The sequence below is a fragment of the Ancylobacter sp. TS-1 genome (assembly GCF_009223885.1).
Classification (GTDB): Bacteria; Pseudomonadota; Alphaproteobacteria; order Rhizobiales; family Xanthobacteraceae; genus Ancylobacter.
In genome coordinates this window covers 2170072-2187500 of record NZ_CP045144.1, presented here as the reverse complement: position 1 = coordinate 2187500, position 17429 = coordinate 2170072, and the positions used below count along the sequence as shown (strand labels likewise).

At 65.0% G+C, this 17429-nt stretch carries 13 protein-coding genes and 2 rRNA genes (1 of these 15 running past the window's edge); 8 read left to right on the top strand and 7 right to left on the bottom strand.

Going from position 1 to position 17429, the window contains the following annotated elements:
• From GBB76_RS10340 to GBB76_RS10330, 3 genes are all read left to right on the top strand, one after another.
• A 23S ribosomal RNA gene (locus GBB76_RS10340) occupies positions 1–2124 on the top strand; it begins 703 nt to the left of the window's first position.
• Between the two features lie 78 nt (positions 2125–2202).
• Positions 2203–2317 (top strand): 5S ribosomal RNA (rrf, locus tag GBB76_RS10335).
• A gap of 333 nt (positions 2318–2650) precedes the next feature.
• The gene (locus GBB76_RS10330) at positions 2651–3511 is read left to right on the top strand and encodes an NAD(P)-dependent oxidoreductase (RefSeq protein WP_162375567.1); all 861 of its coding nucleotides are present in this window, start codon (positions 2651–2653) and stop codon (positions 3509–3511) included.
• A 72-nt stretch (positions 3512–3583) separates the two neighbouring features.
• Here GBB76_RS10330 and GBB76_RS10325 read toward each other — a convergent pair whose 3' ends face one another.
• The 4 genes from GBB76_RS10325 to GBB76_RS10310 are packed head-to-tail and all read right to left on the bottom strand — an operon-like array spanning position 3584 to position 7855.
• Positions 3584–4780 carry a glycosyltransferase gene (locus GBB76_RS10325; RefSeq protein WP_152303231.1) on the bottom strand — a complete coding sequence of 399 codons (1197 nt, stop codon included), beginning with the start codon at positions 4778–4780 and terminating at the stop codon, positions 3584–3586.
• A complete protein-coding gene (locus GBB76_RS10320; RefSeq protein WP_152303230.1) occupies positions 4768–5298 on the bottom strand; it encodes a hypothetical protein in 531 nt (176 codons plus the stop codon). Before GBB76_RS10320 ends, GBB76_RS10325 begins: the two co-directional genes overlap by 13 nt.
• Positions 5299–5348: 50 nt before the next feature.
• The gene (locus GBB76_RS10315) at positions 5349–6098 is read right to left on the bottom strand and encodes a hypothetical protein (RefSeq protein WP_152303229.1); all 750 of its coding nucleotides are present in this window, start codon (positions 6096–6098) and stop codon (positions 5349–5351) included.
• Positions 6095–7855 carry a glycosyltransferase family 4 protein gene (locus GBB76_RS10310; protein WP_152303228.1) on the bottom strand — a complete coding sequence of 587 codons (1761 nt, stop codon included), beginning with the start codon at positions 7853–7855 and terminating at the stop codon, positions 6095–6097. The genes GBB76_RS10315 and GBB76_RS10310 overlap by 4 nt, the downstream gene beginning before the upstream one ends.
• 222 nt (positions 7856–8077) lie before the next feature.
• On the opposite strand from GBB76_RS10310, the gene GBB76_RS10305 reads away from it, so the two are divergent.
• Positions 8078–9019, top strand: a complete 942-nt coding sequence (locus GBB76_RS10305) for a glycosyltransferase (RefSeq protein ID WP_152303227.1) — start codon at positions 8078–8080, stop codon at positions 9017–9019.
• A gap of 90 nt (positions 9020–9109) precedes the next feature.
• Here GBB76_RS10305 and GBB76_RS10300 read toward each other — a convergent pair whose 3' ends face one another.
• Both GBB76_RS10300 and GBB76_RS10295 read right to left on the bottom strand, forming a co-directional pair.
• The gene (locus GBB76_RS10300; RefSeq protein WP_152303226.1) at positions 9110–10174 is read right to left on the bottom strand and encodes an acyltransferase; all 1065 of its coding nucleotides are present in this window, start codon (positions 10172–10174) and stop codon (positions 9110–9112) included.
• 36 nt (positions 10175–10210) lie between these two features.
• Entirely contained in the window at positions 10211–11761 is a 1551-nt protein-coding gene (locus GBB76_RS10295; RefSeq protein ID WP_152303225.1) for a rhamnan synthesis F family protein, read from the bottom strand.
• 328 nt (positions 11762–12089) lie between these two features.
• On the opposite strand from GBB76_RS10295, the gene GBB76_RS10290 reads away from it, so the two are divergent.
• The 4 genes from GBB76_RS10290 (at position 12090) to GBB76_RS10275 (ending at position 16112) form a co-directional block, all read left to right on the top strand.
• Positions 12090–13115: a polysaccharide biosynthesis protein gene (locus GBB76_RS10290; RefSeq protein ID WP_152303224.1), complete on the top strand. Its 1026-nt coding sequence runs from the start codon at positions 12090–12092 to the stop codon at positions 13113–13115.
• Between the two features lie 34 nt (positions 13116–13149).
• Positions 13150–14016: an SDR family oxidoreductase gene (locus tag GBB76_RS10285; RefSeq protein WP_152303223.1), complete on the top strand. Its 867-nt coding sequence runs from the start codon at positions 13150–13152 to the stop codon at positions 14014–14016.
• Between the two features lie 42 nt (positions 14017–14058).
• Positions 14059–15207 carry a non-hydrolyzing UDP-N-acetylglucosamine 2-epimerase gene (gene wecB, locus GBB76_RS10280; protein WP_152303222.1) on the top strand — a complete coding sequence of 383 codons (1149 nt, stop codon included), beginning with the start codon at positions 14059–14061 and terminating at the stop codon, positions 15205–15207.
• A gap of 173 nt (positions 15208–15380) precedes the next feature.
• Positions 15381–16112, top strand: a complete 732-nt coding sequence (locus GBB76_RS10275; RefSeq protein WP_246668883.1) for a sugar phosphate nucleotidyltransferase — start codon at positions 15381–15383, stop codon at positions 16110–16112.
• A gap of 24 nt (positions 16113–16136) precedes the next feature.
• Here GBB76_RS10275 and GBB76_RS10270 read toward each other — a convergent pair whose 3' ends face one another.
• Positions 16137–17366: a polysaccharide biosynthesis protein gene (locus tag GBB76_RS10270; protein WP_162375565.1), complete on the bottom strand. Its 1230-nt coding sequence runs from the start codon at positions 17364–17366 to the stop codon at positions 16137–16139.
• Positions 17367–17429 lie beyond the last annotated feature (63 nt).

Sequence of the window (17429 nt, the reverse complement as noted above, 5' to 3'; positions counted from 1 at the left end):
AAGCGAGTCTGAACAGGGCGTTCAGTTCGTCGGATTAGACCCGAAGCCGAGTGATCTAGCCATGAGCAGGTTGAAGGTGCGGTAACACGCACTGGAGGACCGAACCGGTGCCCGTTGAAAAGGTCTCGGATGACTTGTGGCTAGGGGTGAAAGGCCAATCAAACTCGGAAATAGCTGGTTCTCCGCGAAAACTATTTAGGTAGTGCCTCGCGTGAATACTCCAGGGGGTAGAGCACTGGATGGGCTAGGGGGGTTTACCGCCTTACCAAACCTAACCAAACTCCGAATACCTGGAAGTACTGCGCGGGAGACAGACGGCGGGTGCTAACGTCCGTCGTCGAGAGGGAAACAACCCTGACCTACAGCTAAGGCCCCCAAGTCGTGGCTAAGTGTGAAAGGATGTGAGAGTCCGAAAACAACCAGGAGGTTGGCTTAGAAGCAGCCATCCTTTAAAGAAAGCGTAACAGCTCACTGGTCTAGGATTCTTGCGCCGAAAATGTAACGGGGCTCAAGCCACGCGCCGAAGCTTAGGGTTTGCCTTCGGGCAAGCGGTAGCGGAGCGTTCCGTAAGCCTGCGAAGGAGGACCCGTGAGGGCCTCTGGAGGTATCGGAAGTGCGAATGCTGACATGAGTAACGACAAACAGTGTGAGAGACACTGTCGCCGAAAGTCCAAGGGTTCCTGCGTAAAGCTAATCTGCGCAGGGTTAGCCGGCCCCTAAGGCGAGGCCGAAAGGCGTAGTCGATGGGAATCAGGTGAATATTCCTGAGCCTGTGGGTAGTGACGAATTCCGTGTGTTGTCAGACGAATTGGTTCTGTTCTGGCTTCGAAGGGGTTCCAGGAAATAGCTCCCACGTATAGACCGTACCCGAAACCGACACAGGTGGACTGGTAGAGTATACCAAGGCGCTTGAGAGAACTATGCTGAAGGAACTCGGCAATTTACCTCCGTAACTTCGGGATAAGGAGGCCTTCCACTTGGGCAACCAGGTGGAAGGGGCACAGACCAGGGGGTGGCAACTGTTTAGCAAAAACACAGGGCTCTGCGAAATCGCAAGATGACGTATAGGGTCTGACGCCTGCCCGGTGCCGGAAGGTTAAGAGGAGAGGTGCAAGCTTTGAATCGAAGCCCCGGTAAACGGCGGCCGTAACTATAACGGTCCTAAGGTAGCGAAATTCCTTGTCGGGTAAGTTCCGACCTGCACGAATGGCGTAATGACTTCCCCGCTGTCTCCAGCATAGACTCAGTGAAATTGAATTCCCCGTGAAGATGCGGGGTTCCTGCGGTCAGACGGAAAGACCCCGTGCACCTTTACTGCAACTTTGCACTGGCATTCGTGTCGGTATGTGTAGGATAGGTGGTAGACTTTGAAGCGAGGGCGCCAGCTCTCGTGGAGTCACCCTTGAAATACCACCCTTATAGATATGGATGTCTAACCGCGACCCGTTATCCGGGTCCGGGACATTGCATGGTGGGCAGTTTGACTGGGGCGGTCGCCTCCCAAAGAGTAACGGAGGCGCGCGATGGTGGGCTCAGACCGGTCGGAAATCGGTCGTCGAGTGCAATGGCATAAGCCCGCCTGACTGTGAGACTGACAAGTCGAACAGAGTCGAAAGACGGCCATAGTGATCCGGTGGTCCCACGTGGACGGGCCATCGCTCAACGAATAAAAGGTACGCCGGGGATAACAGGCTGATGATGCCCAAGAGTCCATATCGACGGCATCGTTTGGCACCTCGATGTCGGCTCATCACATCCTGGGGCTGGAGCAGGTCCCAAGGGTTCGGCTGTTCGCCGATTAAAGTGGTACGTGAGCTGGGTTCAGAACGTCGTGAGACAGTTCGGTCCCTATCTGCCGTGGGTGTAGGAATATTGAGAGGATTTGTCCCTAGTACGAGAGGACCGGGATGAACGTACCTCTGGTGGAGCTGTTGTGGCGCCAGCCGCAGTGCAGCGTAGCTATGTACGGACGGGATAACCGCTGAAAGCATCTAAGCGGGAAACCCACCTCAAAACGAGTATTCCCTCGAGAACCGTGGAAGACGACCACGTTGATAGGCCGGGTGTGTAAGTGTGGTGACACATTGAGCTTACCGGTACTAATCGTTCGATTGGCTTGATCGTTCTCATCCTCGATATCCACTCAGGTGGATCGATGAATAAAGACCAGATTTGCTTCGCTTCATTGCTGTCCTTTGCCGGCCTGGTGGCTATTGCGAGGAGCCTGAACCCGATCCCATCCCGAACTCGGCCGTTAAACTCCTCTGCGCCGATGGTACTATGTCTCAAGACCTGGGAGAGTAGGTCGCTGCCAGGCCTGCAAAGAACAGCAATTGCTTCGTCACGAACAAACACGAAAGCGCCGCCGCAGGCTAAAACCCGCGGCGGCGCTTTCGTGCGTCAGTACAGCCCAAAACGACACCGCCAGATACCGCCGTAGCGCCCGCAGAGCCAAAAAGTCGCTCCACGCAGTCGCCCGGATGCGGGCCCGCGGGAGCAGGGAAATCCTGGGGGGCGCGCCCATGCCCGCACGGGCCTCATTGTGCCTTGGGGCTCCCGCAATGGCGGCGGTTCAACTAACATGGATCGATGGACGAATGAACATGCAGGCACGGAAGGCTCATGGCCTGACGTGAGGGGGCGTTTGACTATGAGGGTTCTGCTCACGGGAGCTTCGGGCTTTCTGGGAAGGCGTGTCGCCTCCCTGTTGGCCCGCGAGAATGCTGCCGTCGTTGCGCCGGGCCGGACCGAACTGGATGTCACACGCGATTTCGGCGATTTCGGAACGGTGGAGACGGTCGTTCATCTGGCGGCTCTCACCTTCGTCCCCCAGTCCTGGCAGCAGCCCGGTCTGTTCTGGCAGGTGAATGCCGGGGGCACGGTCAATACTCTCGAATACTGCCGCCGCCACGGCGCCTCGCTGGTCCTTGTGAGCAGCTATTGCTACGGCACACCGGAAAGCCTGCCAATCGCGGAAGACGCCCCGCTGCGCCCCGGCAATCCCTATGCCTTCTCGAAGGTGGCGGCCGAGGAAGCCTGCCGCTACTACGCGAAGGACCTCGGCGTCCCTACAATCATCCTGCGGCCGTTCAACATCTATGGCCCCGGCCAGGACGAGCGCTTCCTGATCCCCACTCTGGTGAAGCAGGCGCTGGCTCCCGACGTCGAGACGGTGGAACTCGCGGATGGTGAGCCCCGCCGGGACTATGTCCATCTCGACGACGTCGCGCGGGCAGTGGTAGCGGCTGCCTTGCGCAAGGAGAAGGCTGGCGTCTTCAACGTCGGCTCGGGCCGCTCCCATTCGGTCATGGAGGTTGTCCGCCTCATCCTCGATGTCGCCGGCGTCGCGAAGCCGGTCGTCGATCGCCGCGAGACCCGCCCGAACGAGATCATGGACACGGTTGCCGACATTTCGGCTGCTGCCCGCGATCTCGGCTGGCGTCCCCGCACGAGCCTCGAGGCCGGGCTTGCGGAACTCGTGGCCGACAGCAGGCGACGCTTGGCGCTGTAAGGCTCGGGCGTGTGGAACATGGTCGGCGATGCACCTGTTTCATCCGTCCGGGCCTGGCACGACGCCTTCCGCTCAGTCGCGGGTCAGGGCGACGGAACGGTACAGATCCCAGGCACGCTGGTGATTGATCTCGCGAGACCAGCGCGAGCGTACCATTTCGAGGTTGCGCTCGGCGGCGCGGTCGACCAGCTCGTCGTCGGCCAACGCCCTTCTGATCGCCTCCGCCATCTCGGCGGTATCATGCGGCGATACAAGGATGCCGGTTTCACCGTCGACGATCCACTCGTTCAGACAGGAGGTGGAGGTCTGGACGGGGAAGGCGCCGACGGTCATGGCTTCCAGGACCGTCGTCGGAATGCCGTCGGAAATGCTGACGCCGATGACAGCGCGCGCATTTGCCATGCGCGCCATGGCGTCCTCCGGCGTCGGCAAGTAGGGCAGTGCCTCGACATCCAGGCCGAGGGTCGCGCGCATGTGCTCGGCCCATGCCCGCACCTGCGGCGCCGGCGTTAGAATCCCGACCGAGAGACCTTCGAGCCGATCGCGGATAAGGGTGAGGGCGGAAAGCGCCAGCAAACCGCGTCCGGCCCAGTTGTGATAGCCCTTGACGATGATGCTGCGGCGCGCCGATGGCGGTGTGGTCGCCATCTTCGCCAGTTGCTCTATGTCGCCGCCACCCGTCGCCGGCATCGGCTCGACCGGCGGCCCGGCATAGCCGAAGCGTCGGGCGGTCACCATGTCGCGCGCGCAGTCGGCGAGGAAACGGTCGATGCCCGTGCAGAAGCGCCGCAGCATGGGGTGGTGCTTCTCGAAGCGCCGGAAGAGTTCGAGATCGCTGCCCCAGCTCGAGGCGATCCAAGGCGGCCGGCCCTCGACGTCCTGCAAGGCGTCGACACACAGATAGCCAGCCAGCTGCGTTTCCAGCGAGTGCAGAAGCGCGGGACGGAACCTCAGCAGGACCGAGCGCAGCCGAAAGGGCGAGGCCAGCCATGCGGGTTGGACGAAGCTGTGGGTGAACCTTATGAAGTCCCAGTCGGCGTAGCTCGCCAGCTCCCCCGCACCGCTGATCTGGAGCGGATCCATCACCCAGACGCCGGGGGCGAGCTCGGGGTGTATGTCGGCAAAGCCGATATAGCGGTAGTGCGCGGGGGTTGGCGCCTGCGAAGCTGTCGCCGGGAAGATGAGAATGGTCGCCCGCCCGTCGTCGATGGTCTCGATCCATCGATGCAGATGGGGGCTGTTATGCATGCCGACGATCAGGATGCGCATGAGACCGGCCTGGTGGTGAAGGAAGGATCGATCGCCAGGGGATCGATGAGCCGGGCAAGGCTTCGTGCCATCGCGGCCGTGTCGTGTCCGTCGACGACGACCATTCCGTGCCGTGGGGGAATCTGTTGGAACATGGCGCCGATGAGCGAGCGTCGCGCCCGTCCGGCGAATTGCGGTTCAGAGGCGGGGTCCCCGGCGGCCTCGGCCACGGCGAAGACGAGATCGAAGCGGAGACTGTCCAGTTCCAACTCCGGTTCGGTGAGGATGGTGGCCGTCACGCCGTGATCGGCCCGGAAGACCTCGATGGCGGACATCTCGTCCCCGTCGCCGGTCGTGAGCAGGAAGAGCGTCACGTCGGCCAGATGCGCCGCGATCAGGTTGAGAACGGCCAGCGCATGAAAGCCGCGCGAAGTCGGCGTCTCCCGCACGTCGACGAGAAGGCGCAGCGGCCGGCTCCTGCGCCGGGCAATCCGGCCCAGGATATTCAAGAGACGCCAGAAAATCGTGAAATCTCCCATCTGCCATCGGAAGCGCCGGCCAAGATTGCGCGGCGTCTCTTTCCGACCTGTTATCCCGCGTCCGCCTCCGGACCGACCGACATGATCGGCCCCACGCGATGGCCGGCCGGCACGGCAGGCTTGCCGAAGGGCTCGCTGGCCGACGTCAGGATCCGGTAATGAAAGCTTCGGGGCACCGTTCGATGGTGATGGCCGGCGCCCGCCACCCGGCAGGCCCACCACCAGTCGACATGCCCCCAGCCGCGGGCGGCATCCTCGCAGGGAAACGGCACGCGCTCCAGCAGGGCGCGCGGCACGAAGCCGCCATCCGCATAGGGCTCGGCGGCGAGAAGATCGCTCATGCCGAGGCCGTCTTCCAGGGTGTCGGGCTGGAACTGCGTCCAGTAGGGGCGGCCGTCGAAATAGTCGTTGCCGACGCGGAAGACGATCTGCGGGTGCCACACCACCTCCGTCCCGGCCGCCCGCGCGGCGGCGTGGGCGGCCGCCAGCCATGTCCTCGACCACATGTCGCCGGCCTCGATCGTGGCGACATGCACCCCGTGGGCCCGCGCAATGCCGGCCTGCCGCGTCGCTCCGATCAGGGAGGTGCGCGCATCCACGACCTGCCAGTCCCCGGGCACATACTCCGCGGCCCAGTCCTTCAGATTGCCGTGCAGATGGCTGGCCGCCATCAGGCACTCGACGCTCAGGCCCTGCGCGCGGGCATGGGCGACGGCGCGCGCCACCGACGTCATCGTCGCCGCGAGCGCCTGTGTCTCGCCATAGGCGCACAGGATCACCGAGATATCGCTCTTGCTCATGCCGATTGCTGCCGTTCGTGCCCGACATCCGGCTGGACATAGCCCGGCAGGTTGAGAAGGCTCCGCGAGAAGGCTTCCCAGCTGTGCCGCTCGACCAGCCGTTGCCGCGCCGCCTCGACACGCTGGCGCGCGAGATCCGGATTCGCCTCGATCTCCTTCAGGGCCGCCAGATACTCGTCTACCGCGTCCGGGCCGCTGACCAGCCAGCCGGTCTGCGGTCCGACGAACTCGCCGATCCCGCCGACATCGGGAGCGACGATCGGCAGCCCGAGCAGGGCGACCTCGAGGATCGAGATGGGCATCCCTTCCATGGAGGTGGTGAAGATGTACGAATCATAGTCGTCGGTCGGCAGGCTGGCGAGGTCCTCGAACCGGCCGCGATAGGTGACGTTCGGGAGTTCATCGACCCAGGAGAGATCGACCTTCTGCGAGACCGCCAATATGGCGCCGTAGATGTCGAAGTGACGGTCCGGCGCCGCAATGGCGACCGCCCGCAGCACGTCGAGACGCTTCTCCTGGGCGATCCGGCTCATCCAGAGCGTCCTTCGCGGGCGCGGCCCCTCCGGCACCGGCCGGAAGCGGTGAGGGGGGTGCTCCCCGCCCAGGCCGAGTACCGGCGTGCGCACCACGTGGAAGCGCTCCATCTGCGGCGCCGTCAGGCCGAAATAGCGGCGTGCCTTGCCGATGATGGTCTCGTTGTCCGCGATGACGCCCGCCAGCCCATCGAGCATGAACGGAAGGAAGCTCCAGAAGAACCCGACCGGAGCTCCCTCTTTAATTCGTACATCGCTGTAGATGTTGACGAATATCTTCGTGTCGGGAGAGTAGAACTTGCCATTTGTGCGAAAGGCGGACCAGCCCACGGACGAATTGATGCAGTGAACCGTGCCGGGACGCAGTTCGATCAGGACGCGGTCGAGCACCCGGATGCGCTGCTCGAGCGTCAGGGCGGGGGCGATGTCGTTGATGGCGACCACGGGCATGCCGAAGCGGGCCCTCTCCGTCACCGGCAGATCGAACTCGGCATCGGGCGAGAAGATGCACAGGCCGCCGTCATAGCGCTGGCGCAGAAAGGCGAAGACGCGCTCCGTCACCACTTCCGAGCCGCCCGACACGCCGAGCCAGGGCACAAGCACGAGATGGCGCACATCGCGCGGCATGGCCGCGACCACGGCGCAGGCGTAGCGCTCTACCACCGCGTCCGGCAGGCCGCGCGGATTGGTCACGAGGCGCCGTTGGATCTCCGATGTCGGCGTCGCGCCTCTCGCGACGTCGCGCAGATCGTCGAGATCGGCCTTCACTTCGGGCCACATGTCGAGCACGACATGCGCGCGAGACGGATCGGCGACACTGGTCGCGGTGCGAGAGGCATTCGGGATGACGGAAACCAGACCCGCCGCGATCGCCGCGCGATGAAGGGCCTCACCGCGCCCCGTCGGCCGGTTGCGGGAGAACAGCAGGAAATGCAGGACCGGCCCACATTTGGCCGCCGAGCGATGCGCCGCGAGATAGTCGCGTTGAGAGAACCAGGGATTGGGATCGGCCAGGTTGCGATTTCCCAGGAAGCAGAAATCCAGCAAAGGAAACCGGCGACGGAATCGCGTTCTCTTGTTCGTCGCCACATAGAACTTTCTGTCAAGGAAGCCGCGGTTCAAGCGCAGGAGCACAAGAACGGCCAGTCCTGAAAAGGTGAAATACGGAATAACTCCAATTATGTAAAATGTTCTCGAAATAATATTAAAAAATCGACGGCTCATTTTAGTTTGTTTCTATTGCAAGATTGCGCAGAGTCTAAACGGTCGGATAGCAAAGAGTAATCTCGCTCCCGGACGCGATTGCGCAATATCTTACCACCAGGGTTCGGTTGCAGCAACGTATTGCTGCTACCGCAGAGGTCTGGACAGTACGACATTTTTCTTGATTTTCGCTCTGGTTGCGTCTAGCTCGCCTTGGCTTGGCGCCCTTCGCAGCGTGGCGTGATGGCATTGTCATACGTAAAAATACCATCTCCTTTGGTTTCGGTTATTATCCCGACCTACAATCGCGCCGAGCTTCTGGGCCCGACGATCGATAGCATAGTGGGCCAGTCCTTTTCCGACTTCGAAATTATTCTCGTCGACGACGGGTCGACCGATCGCACGAGAGAGTTGTTCGCGGAAGGTCGCGATCACCGCATGCGCTATGTTCTCCAGCCCAATGCCGGCGAAGGCTCGGCCACGAATCACGGCTGGCGGCTGGCGCAGGGGCGCTATGCCGCCGTGGTCTCCTCGGACGATCCTGTCCTGCCCGGCTGGATGGAAACCATGGTGGCTTTCATGGAGGCCCGCCCGTCCATCCTGGTCGGTTATCCCGACTGGCGGGTCATCGACGCTGAGGGGCGGGCCGTCGAGACGATGGTGACGCACGAATACGCCTTCGCCGACATGGTGGCGTGGCTCCTGACGGTCCCCGGGCCCGGTTCATTCATCCGTAGGGAAGCGCTCAAGGATTTCGGCGACCTGCGCAATCCGGCGTTTCGCTATGCCCCCGATCTCGATAGCTGGCTGCGCCTCGCGCTGGTCGGGGATTTCGCCCGCGTGCCGCACGAACTCGCATGCTGGCGACGCCACCCGACATCGATCACCGTCGCGGACCGCTCGCGGGCGCGGGCGACGGAAATGCTCGTACTGGTCAGGAGCTTCTTCGCGCGGCCCGACATTCCTCGCGACATCCGCAGGCTGAAGCGCTTCGCGCTCAGTCGCGCCTACTGGTACGCGGCATGGGCAGTCCTCGAAACGGCCCCCCTGCTCTCGGACTATTACCTGCTGAGATCGTACTGGATTTCTCCCGAGGATCCCGAGCGTCTTCCAGTCCCCTTGAGGCGTTTCCCGCGCCCGACCGCCTCCGGGATACGCACGAAGCTCGGCGCAAAGCTGCGCTGATCGCCCGGTGAGGGCGCGTCGCCCGGAGCGCATATTCGCTCTCCTGGAGGTCCCGGCCATCCTCGCCGCCGAAGCACGGCGCGTCCGGTCTCAGGCCATTATCCGGCGCCGGATGGCGGAAAGCGGCAGCTGCACTGTCCACGCCTTCAGCCATCTCTGGAGCCGGACGTCGACGAAGCCCATGGCCAGGGAGACCGGCAGGGCCGAGACGAACATGAGCGCCGCGACCTGCCAGAAGGACAGCGGCCACTGGTTCCACTTCACGATGTAGGTCATGGCTGACATCGGAACCATGTGAACGAGATAGATTCCGTAGGACAGGTCGCCCAGCCGGGCCATGAGCGAGCCGATCCGTCCTTGGGCGCTCCATGTCAGCGCGGCCCGAACGAAGCAGCCCATGGCGACAGCCCACACAGGAACGAAGATCATCCCGAGATAGGGAGCGATGAGAGGGCCGATACACGGCACCTTGTGAGCGTGCTCTATGCCGTAGAAAAGCGCGATCCCGACGAGGGCGTAGACGACGCCGGAGCCTAGCCTGGGACGGGGCAAAAGGCGTGTCACGAGGCCCGCCAGGAAATAGATCGAGAGCGGCATGACCAGGACGGCGCCGCCGGTCGGAAAGATCTGGTTCTGGAGATTGTCCGGCGCCGACAGCAAGTAGCTGACCGAAAGGGCCACGATGGCTCCGTAGACGGCGTATTTCCTCAGGACGACGATGAGCACGAACATGAGGACATAGAAGGACATCTCGAAATAGAGCGTCCAATAGGGAACGTTCGCCCATGGCTGCGGGCCGGCCGGGATCAGCAGGACGAGCTGCCAGGTCGTGCCGTGCGCACCGACGAAATAGAGCGAGGCCACGCCGGAGACAGCCAGGGCAATCCACAGGGAGGGATAGACGCGCCTTGTGCGGTCCAGTGCGAATTTCAGCGGAGGGTCGCTGGCTTTCGCCGCCATCAGATAGGCGGACAGCGCGAAGAAGATATAGACGCCGAGCGCGCCGAAATGAAAACTGTAGAGAAAATCGGTCGGGCCCTTCACGGTCATGTCCGCGAACGCGAAGACATGCTGGACATAGACCGCCGCCGCCGCAATGCCGCGCAGAGCCTGCAGGCCGGCTAACCTCTCGGGAGCTTGCGAAGGCGCGGCCATTGGGCTCCGGCATTTTCACGGCACAGGCGACGCGTCCTACAAGCACGGCGCACGGGCCGCCGCAAGCCTGTCACCTCGGTGCCGCCGCACAATCGGCGGTGGCACGCACGCTCCGTTCCACAACGGAGGAAGGCCGGCGCGGCCGGATGGTGGCCACCGGCCTCGATGCGCGCGGCGCTGCCGGGGTCGTGTTCCATCGGACCTTGCCGCCCGCGCCCCTCCCGGCCGGTCGCTACCGGGTTCCGGCGGCCTTCCCGGTGGCGGGACGATGCACAGCCGAAAGGCCGCTCCAAACGTTCTCCCGGCCGCCAGCAGCCGTTCCCCCAGCTCTCCGGCGCGCCCCTCGGGCGCCAGCAGAAGGTCGTTGGGGCCGAGCGAAAGCGGCGTCGCCAGCCCGTCACGCGACAGCACGACCATTTCGGTGTCCGGCGGAAGAAGATGTCGCAGGAGTGCGGATGCTTCCTCGCGCCCGGGCAGGGCGACGCGCCGCCGGGTGAAGCCGCGTTCGCCGGCAAAGGTGTCGATCATATGCCGAAGCGGGGAGCCGGGCCCGGTTCCCGCCTCCATGCATTGATGGTCCAGAAGAAGGGTCAGCCGCGCCGGAGCCTGCCAGTCGGGCTGGAAGCGTGCTCGCAGGAGGTCCGCCGGGCCGTTGGTGTCCGGCGGATTGAGATCGGGATCGATGAGCCGAAGAAATCCCGCGGCGATCACCGCGTCGAGTTCCTGCGGGCTCCGCACCTCGACGAGCCTGTCCAGCGCGGGCACCTCGTCGCGGCCGACGGCGAGCCAGTGAAAGCCGGCCCTCTCGCAGATGTGCAGCATCAGTCTTTCGATGGCATGCGCCATGCTGCCGCGAGGCAGGCCGTCCTCCTCCTCGAAATCCTCAGGGGTGAGCGCCAGATCGAGCAGCGGACGCAGGGCGCCTCGCCGCGACCAGAACATTGAGCCCGCCGGGAAATGCAGCGCCTGCGAGCGGGTGATGGCAATGCCGAGCCGCTCGCCCAGCCTCACGCAGCGCTCCAAATCATATCCCCAGTTTATCGACGGCCGGACAGGCGGGAAGATGCGCGGCATCACCAGGCCGAGCCGGGGCCCGCGCCTGAACGCCTCCAGAATGCCGAGCACGACCTCGCGGTTGCCGGCGAGGAGTCCGACCTGATCGCGCCGCCATGCATCGCCGTGTATCCAGTGCGGCGACCGTTTGCCGTGCAGGTTGAGGCACAGCTCGTAGCGCTCATGGACATCGGCCAGCCCGACGATGCGCGGGGCAACATCCCGTCCCCGGTTGGGCACCAGCCTGACCTCGACCTTGCCGTGCGGCCAATCGGCGAAGCAGTCCGTGAGCGCCGCCCTCTTGGCGTCGGTGTCGGTCGTCACATACAGGTCGGTGGGGCCGGCCATGGACAGGGTGAGGACATCGCGCAGCTCGGGGGCCAGTTCGTCGTAGTAAAGATGGATGATCGCCGCCAGGGACGGCCACGGCTGCGCCCCGACGTCATAGCCGAGCGGTAGCGACAGGGTGGGAACCGAGCCTGCCGGAAGCGTGATGGCGGCGGTGATGTGTTCGGTGGCCCGCCCTTCATCCATCGTGGTGCTCCGCGCGTGGACCCTTCACGACGCTCGCGCTCCTCCCGCAGTCTGCGTGGCCGCAACGCCCGGCCGGCCTGGCGATACCGTCTCCAGGCATGGCGTGTCGGATATGATGTCGGTGCGGCGATGTCGGGGTATCCAACCATCTTCGGGGGACGCGATCCAGAACCCTGATGCCGGCGCGACCCTTGCCCGGGCCGCAGGCGAAGACCCCGCTCGCCGGCGCCGGCGCCGTCGGCTGTGGGCGGCGCGTGTCGAGGGGCATCCGCCATTCTGGCGACTCACGGTGAAGTCGCGTATGGAGACCCCGATTGGGGGCAGCTTGATGCAGCATGAACGCATATTGATCACCGGCGGCACCGGGTCGTTTGGCCGTACCATGCTGCAGGACCTGCTGGACCGGGGATGCCCCGAAATCCGCATCCTCAGCCGCGACGAGGAAAAGCAGGACGCGCTGCGTAATTCGCTGCGCAGCGCCAATGTGCGCTTCTATATCGGCGACGTGCGCGACCGCGACAGCGTCGACCGGGCCATGGCGGGCGCGACGCGGGTTTTCCACGCGGCGGCGCTGAAGCAGGTTCCGTCCTGCGAGTTCTTTCCGCTGGAGGCGGTACGCACCAATATTCTCGGCTCGGAGAACGTGCTGCGCTCGGCGGTGGCCGCCGGCGTGCGCAGCGTGGTCTGCCTGTCCACCGACAAGGCGGTGTTCCCGGTCAACGCCATGGGCATGTCCAAGGCGATGATGGAGAAGATCGCCTGCGCCATCGCCCGCTCGATCGGCCCCGATTCCCCGACGACCATCGCCCTCGTGCGCTACGGCAACGTGATGTATTCGCGCGGCTCGGTGATCCCGCTGTTCATCCGGCAGCTACGGGACAACGTGCCGATCACCGTCACCGAGCCGAGCATGACGCGTTTCCTGATGCCGCTGCGGGATTCGGTGGCGCTGGTCCACCATGCCTTCGAGCATGCGCGCCAGGGCGACCTCTTCATCCGCAAGGCGCCGGCCGGCACCCTTGCCGACCTCGCCGTCGCGCTGAAGGAGATTTTCGGGCGTCCTGACCATCCCGTCGACATCATCGGCTGGCGGCACGGCGAGAAGCTCTACGAGACGCTGGCGAGCGCGCAGGAACTCACGCGCAGCGAGGATATGGGCGACTATTTCCGCGTCAGCATGGACGGGCGCGACCTGAACTACCGGCCCTATTTCACGGAAGGCGACATCCACACCGCCGAACACCACGACTACCACTCGCACAACACCCAGCGGCTGGACGTCGGGGCCATCAGGGATCTGGTGCTGTCGCTGCCCGAGCTTGCGGCGGACCTTGAGGCCTGGGAGCGTCGTTGATGGGGTCCGGGCGGGACAGCGGCGGGCACCGTCGATGAGGGTGGTGGTGCTCGGCGCGACCGGGATGCTGGGAAACGCGGCAATGCGCGTTCTCGCGCGCGAGCCGGGGGTCGAGGTCTTCGGCGTCTCCCGCCGTCCGGTGACGCCGGAGGAATTCCCCGGCGTGCCAGCGGAGCAGTTCCTGCACATTCCGGACATCGCGGCTCTTGATGGAATAGCCGACATCCTCGCGCGCACCCGCGCGGAGACCGTCATCAATGCGATCGGCGTGGTCAAGCAGCTCCAGAGCGCCGACGATCCGCTGGTCGCCCTGCCGATCAACGCGCTGCTGCCGCACCAGCTCGCCCGCCTGTGCGGGGAGGCGGGAGCGCGCCTGGTCCATGTCAGCACCGACTGCGTGTTCGACGGCAAGCGCGGCGGCTACACCGAGGAGGACGTCGCCAACGCGACCGACATCTATGGCCGCAGCAAGCTGCTGGGCGAGGTCGACGCGCCGCACGCCATCACCCTGCGGACCTCCATCGTCGGGCATGAGCTGGGCAGCCGGCACGGGCTGATCGACTGGTTCCTTGGACAGGAGGGATCGGTCTTCGGCTTCACCCGGGCCATCTTCTCCGGCGTCACCACGGTGGAACTCGCCCGCGTCATCGCGCGCCACGTGCTGCCCGATCCCGGCCTGCATGGGCTCTATCACCTGTCGGCGGCGCCGATCAGCAAATACGATCTGCTGTCCATCGCCGCGCAGGTGTATGAAAAAGAGATCGCCATCGTCGCGAGGGACGAGCCGGTCATCGACCGCTCGCTGCGATCGGATCGGTTCAGGACGGCGACGGGGTACGCGCCGCCGGACTGGCGCCGCCTTCTTGCGGACCTGCGGGACGCCTATCGTGACCGCGGCTGATCCGGCGGCGGGCGCGACGCGCGCGGGAATGAAGGGAGCGCCATGCTCAAGGTCATGACCATACTGGGCACGCGCCCGGAGATCATCCGCCTGTCGCGCGTCATGGCCCGGCTGGATTCCTTCTGCGCGCACCGCCTCGTCCATACCGGCCAGAATTACGACTACGAGCTCAACGAGGTGTTCTTCGAGGATCTCGGCGTGCGCCGGCCGGACCATTTCCTCGGCACGGGTGGCGGCACGCTGGGCGAGACGCTGGGGCGCATCCTGATCGAGAGCGAGAAGGTGCTCGCCGCCGAGCAGCCCGACGCGGTGCTGATCCTCGGCGACACCAACTCGGCCATCTCGGCCCTGATGGCGCGGCGGATGAAGATCCCCGTCTACCACATGGAGGCGGGCAACCGTTCCTTCGACCGCAATGTGCCGGAGGAGACCAACCGCCGGCTCGTCGACCACATCTCGGATTTCAACCTCGTCTATACCGAGCATGCCCGCCGTCACCTGATCGCCGAGGGCATCCAGCACCGGCGCATCTACCTGACCGGCTCGCCGATGCGCGAGGTGCTCGACCATTACCGCGCGCGCATCCTCGCCTCCGACGTGCTGGACCGGCTCGCCCTTTCGCCGCGCGGCTATTTCGTGGTGTCGCTGCACCGCGAGGAGAATGTGGACAGCCGCGCCCGGCTGGGCGAGCTGGTCGGCACGCTTTCCGCGCTGGCGGCGCGCTACGATCTGCCGGTGATCGTCTCGACGCATCCGCGCACGCGCAAGCGACTGGAGGCTCTCGGCGCCGAGGTCGACGGGCGGGTCCAGTTCATGAAGCCGTTCGGATTCCACGACTACAACCACCTGCAGATGAACGCCTTCTGCGCCATCTCCGACAGCGGGACCATCGCCGAGGAGGCCTCGATCCTGGGATTCCCCGCCGTCACGCCGCGCGACGCCATCGAGCGGCCCGAGGCGCTCGACGCCGGGTCCATCATCATGACCGGCCTGGCGCGCGAGGCGGTGCTGCGCGGCGTCGATGTCGCCACGAAGCTCTTCGCGGAACGCGAGGCGACGGGGCTGCCGCATCCGGTGCCGGACGACTACCAGGTGACAAATACTGCCGAGCGCGTCGTCGGCCTGATATTGGGGACGGCTAGCCTCTCCAATGGCTGGGATGGTATCCGCAGCAACGATCCCGGCCCTTGAGACGGACGGGGGGCAGGGGCGACATTCGGCGGTGGGTTTCCGCTGGCGATTGATCGGAATCATGGCGCGCATGAGCGTGTTGGGCGCCGGGTCGAAAATGGAAAGTGCAGGCATACGGAGCGGCCGACGTCGGACCTCCAGGTGCCATAAGGGCGGGCATGCCAGTGAATGCGATGAAGCGTGAGGAAATGGGCCAGAGGTCGCCGCGTACGGCCATCGTGCTCGCCGGGGGCAAGGGAACGCGGCTGCGTCCCTACACGACGACGATCCCCAAGCCGCTGGCCCCGATCGGCGACAAGCCGATCGTGGAGCTGATGATCCAGCGGCTTGTGCGCGCCGGCTTCGAGCGGGTGGTCCTGGCCGTGAACCATATGGGCGACCTGATCCGCGCCTATTTCGGCGACGGCAGCCGCTGGAACGTGCAGATCACCTATTCGCTGGAAGAGGAGCCGCTGGGCACCATCGGCCCCCTGCGGGTGATCGACAGCCTGCCGGAGAACTTCCTCGTCGTGAACGCCGACGTGCTGACCGACCTCGACTTCATGTCGCTGCTGGAGGGCCACGCCGCCTCGGACGCCATCTTCACCGTGGCGGCCACCCGTCGTGAGCAGCGCATCGAATATGGCGTGCTGGACGTTGCCGGCGGCAGCCTGGTCGGCTTCAAGGAGAAGCCCGTCGTCGAGCACATGGTGAGCATGGGCGTCTATGCCGCCTCGCGGCGGGTGCTCGACCACATTCCGGCAACCGGGGCCTTCGGCTTCGACCAGCTCATGCTGACCCTGCTGGCGGCCGACGAGAAGGTGGCGATCCACCATCACCACGGCTTCTGGCTCGATATCGGCCGGCCGGACGATTACGAGATCGCCAACGACCTCATCGCCAAGGACAAGGACCGCTTCATCTGACGCGGCTGCCGGCGCGGAAAGGCGTCAGGCGCGCTGGTCGAGGCTGCGGTCCGAATCGGCGTGCCGGAAGCCGGCGACCACCCGCAGAAGCTGCTGCTGGACGTCCGTCTTGGTGACGTCGCGCGAGATGTCGTCGCGCAGCGCCGCGAGGGCCTCGATCGCCGCGGGCAGATCGGCCGGGAAGGCCTCGTAGGGAATGCCGCTCATTTCCTCGAGCCCGACGCCGGTCGCGCTCTCGCCGGCGCCGACGAATTCCTCGTAGGGCTTCTCGCCGCCGGTATCGAGCGGGGTCACGATGAGGGGATAGCGCCCGTTGGCGAGTTCGCTCTCCACCGCCCGGATCGCCGCCGTCTCGTCCTCGTAATAGGCGGGCTTCAGCCCGTGATGGGCGAGCACGCCCTCCGCGATCTCCAGCATGGGCCGCAGATTGGTGGCGGGGTCGAGATTGGGGAAGACGATGTGTCCCGCCGGCACCGCGCAGGCGGCGAGCAGGCAGATTTCGCCGGATTCGCGCAGGCTCACGAAGAAGCGGCGCGAGCCCTCGGGCGCAGCCAGCGGCTGGCGCCGCGCGAGGCGGAACAGGAAGGCCTGCGGCAGGCTGCCATTGGAAAAGGCGACATTGGCGAAGCGCGTCGAGCGCCGCGGCGCCCCCTGCGCGCCGGAGGCGAACAGCACGTGCTCCATCAGCCGCTTGCTGGCGCCCATGAAGCTGGAGGGATTGGCCGCCTTGTCGGTCGACACGGCGAATATCTCCGCCCCCTCATGCCCGTACAGCGGCAGCCAGCGCAGGAAGCGGTCGAGCTTCAGCGCGTTGGTGTCCAGCATCTGCAGCAGGGAGGGGACGTCCTTCTCGGAGCGCACATGCTTGTGCGCGGCGAAGTGCAGGATCTGGTCGTAGGCCGGCTCGTCCTTCAGGTGCCGCTGCATGGCGGGACCGCCGAAATCGATGGGGAGGAAGCGCAGATCCGGCGGAAGGGGGACGTCGGCCTGCGAGCGCAGGTCGCGGGTCAGCTCGGCGAGCGGGTTCTCGCCGATGTCGACGACATGGACGGCACGGGGGCGGAACTTCAGCAGTTCGCGCAGCGTGCTGGCCCCGATGCTGCCGGCGCCGCCGGTGATCAGGATGCGCTTCTCGCTCAGGCGGTCGGACAGCAGGTCGGCGGAGCGCTCGATGTCGGCGGTGAAGAGCGACGAGCGCCGGTGCGTCGCGACGTAGGACAGGTCGCCGTCGGAGAACGTGTCTGAAAACGCCATGAGGTTGCCCGCCCGCAAGAGAGTGCGCAGCGATATACGGAACGGCGCCAGCATTGGCAATGA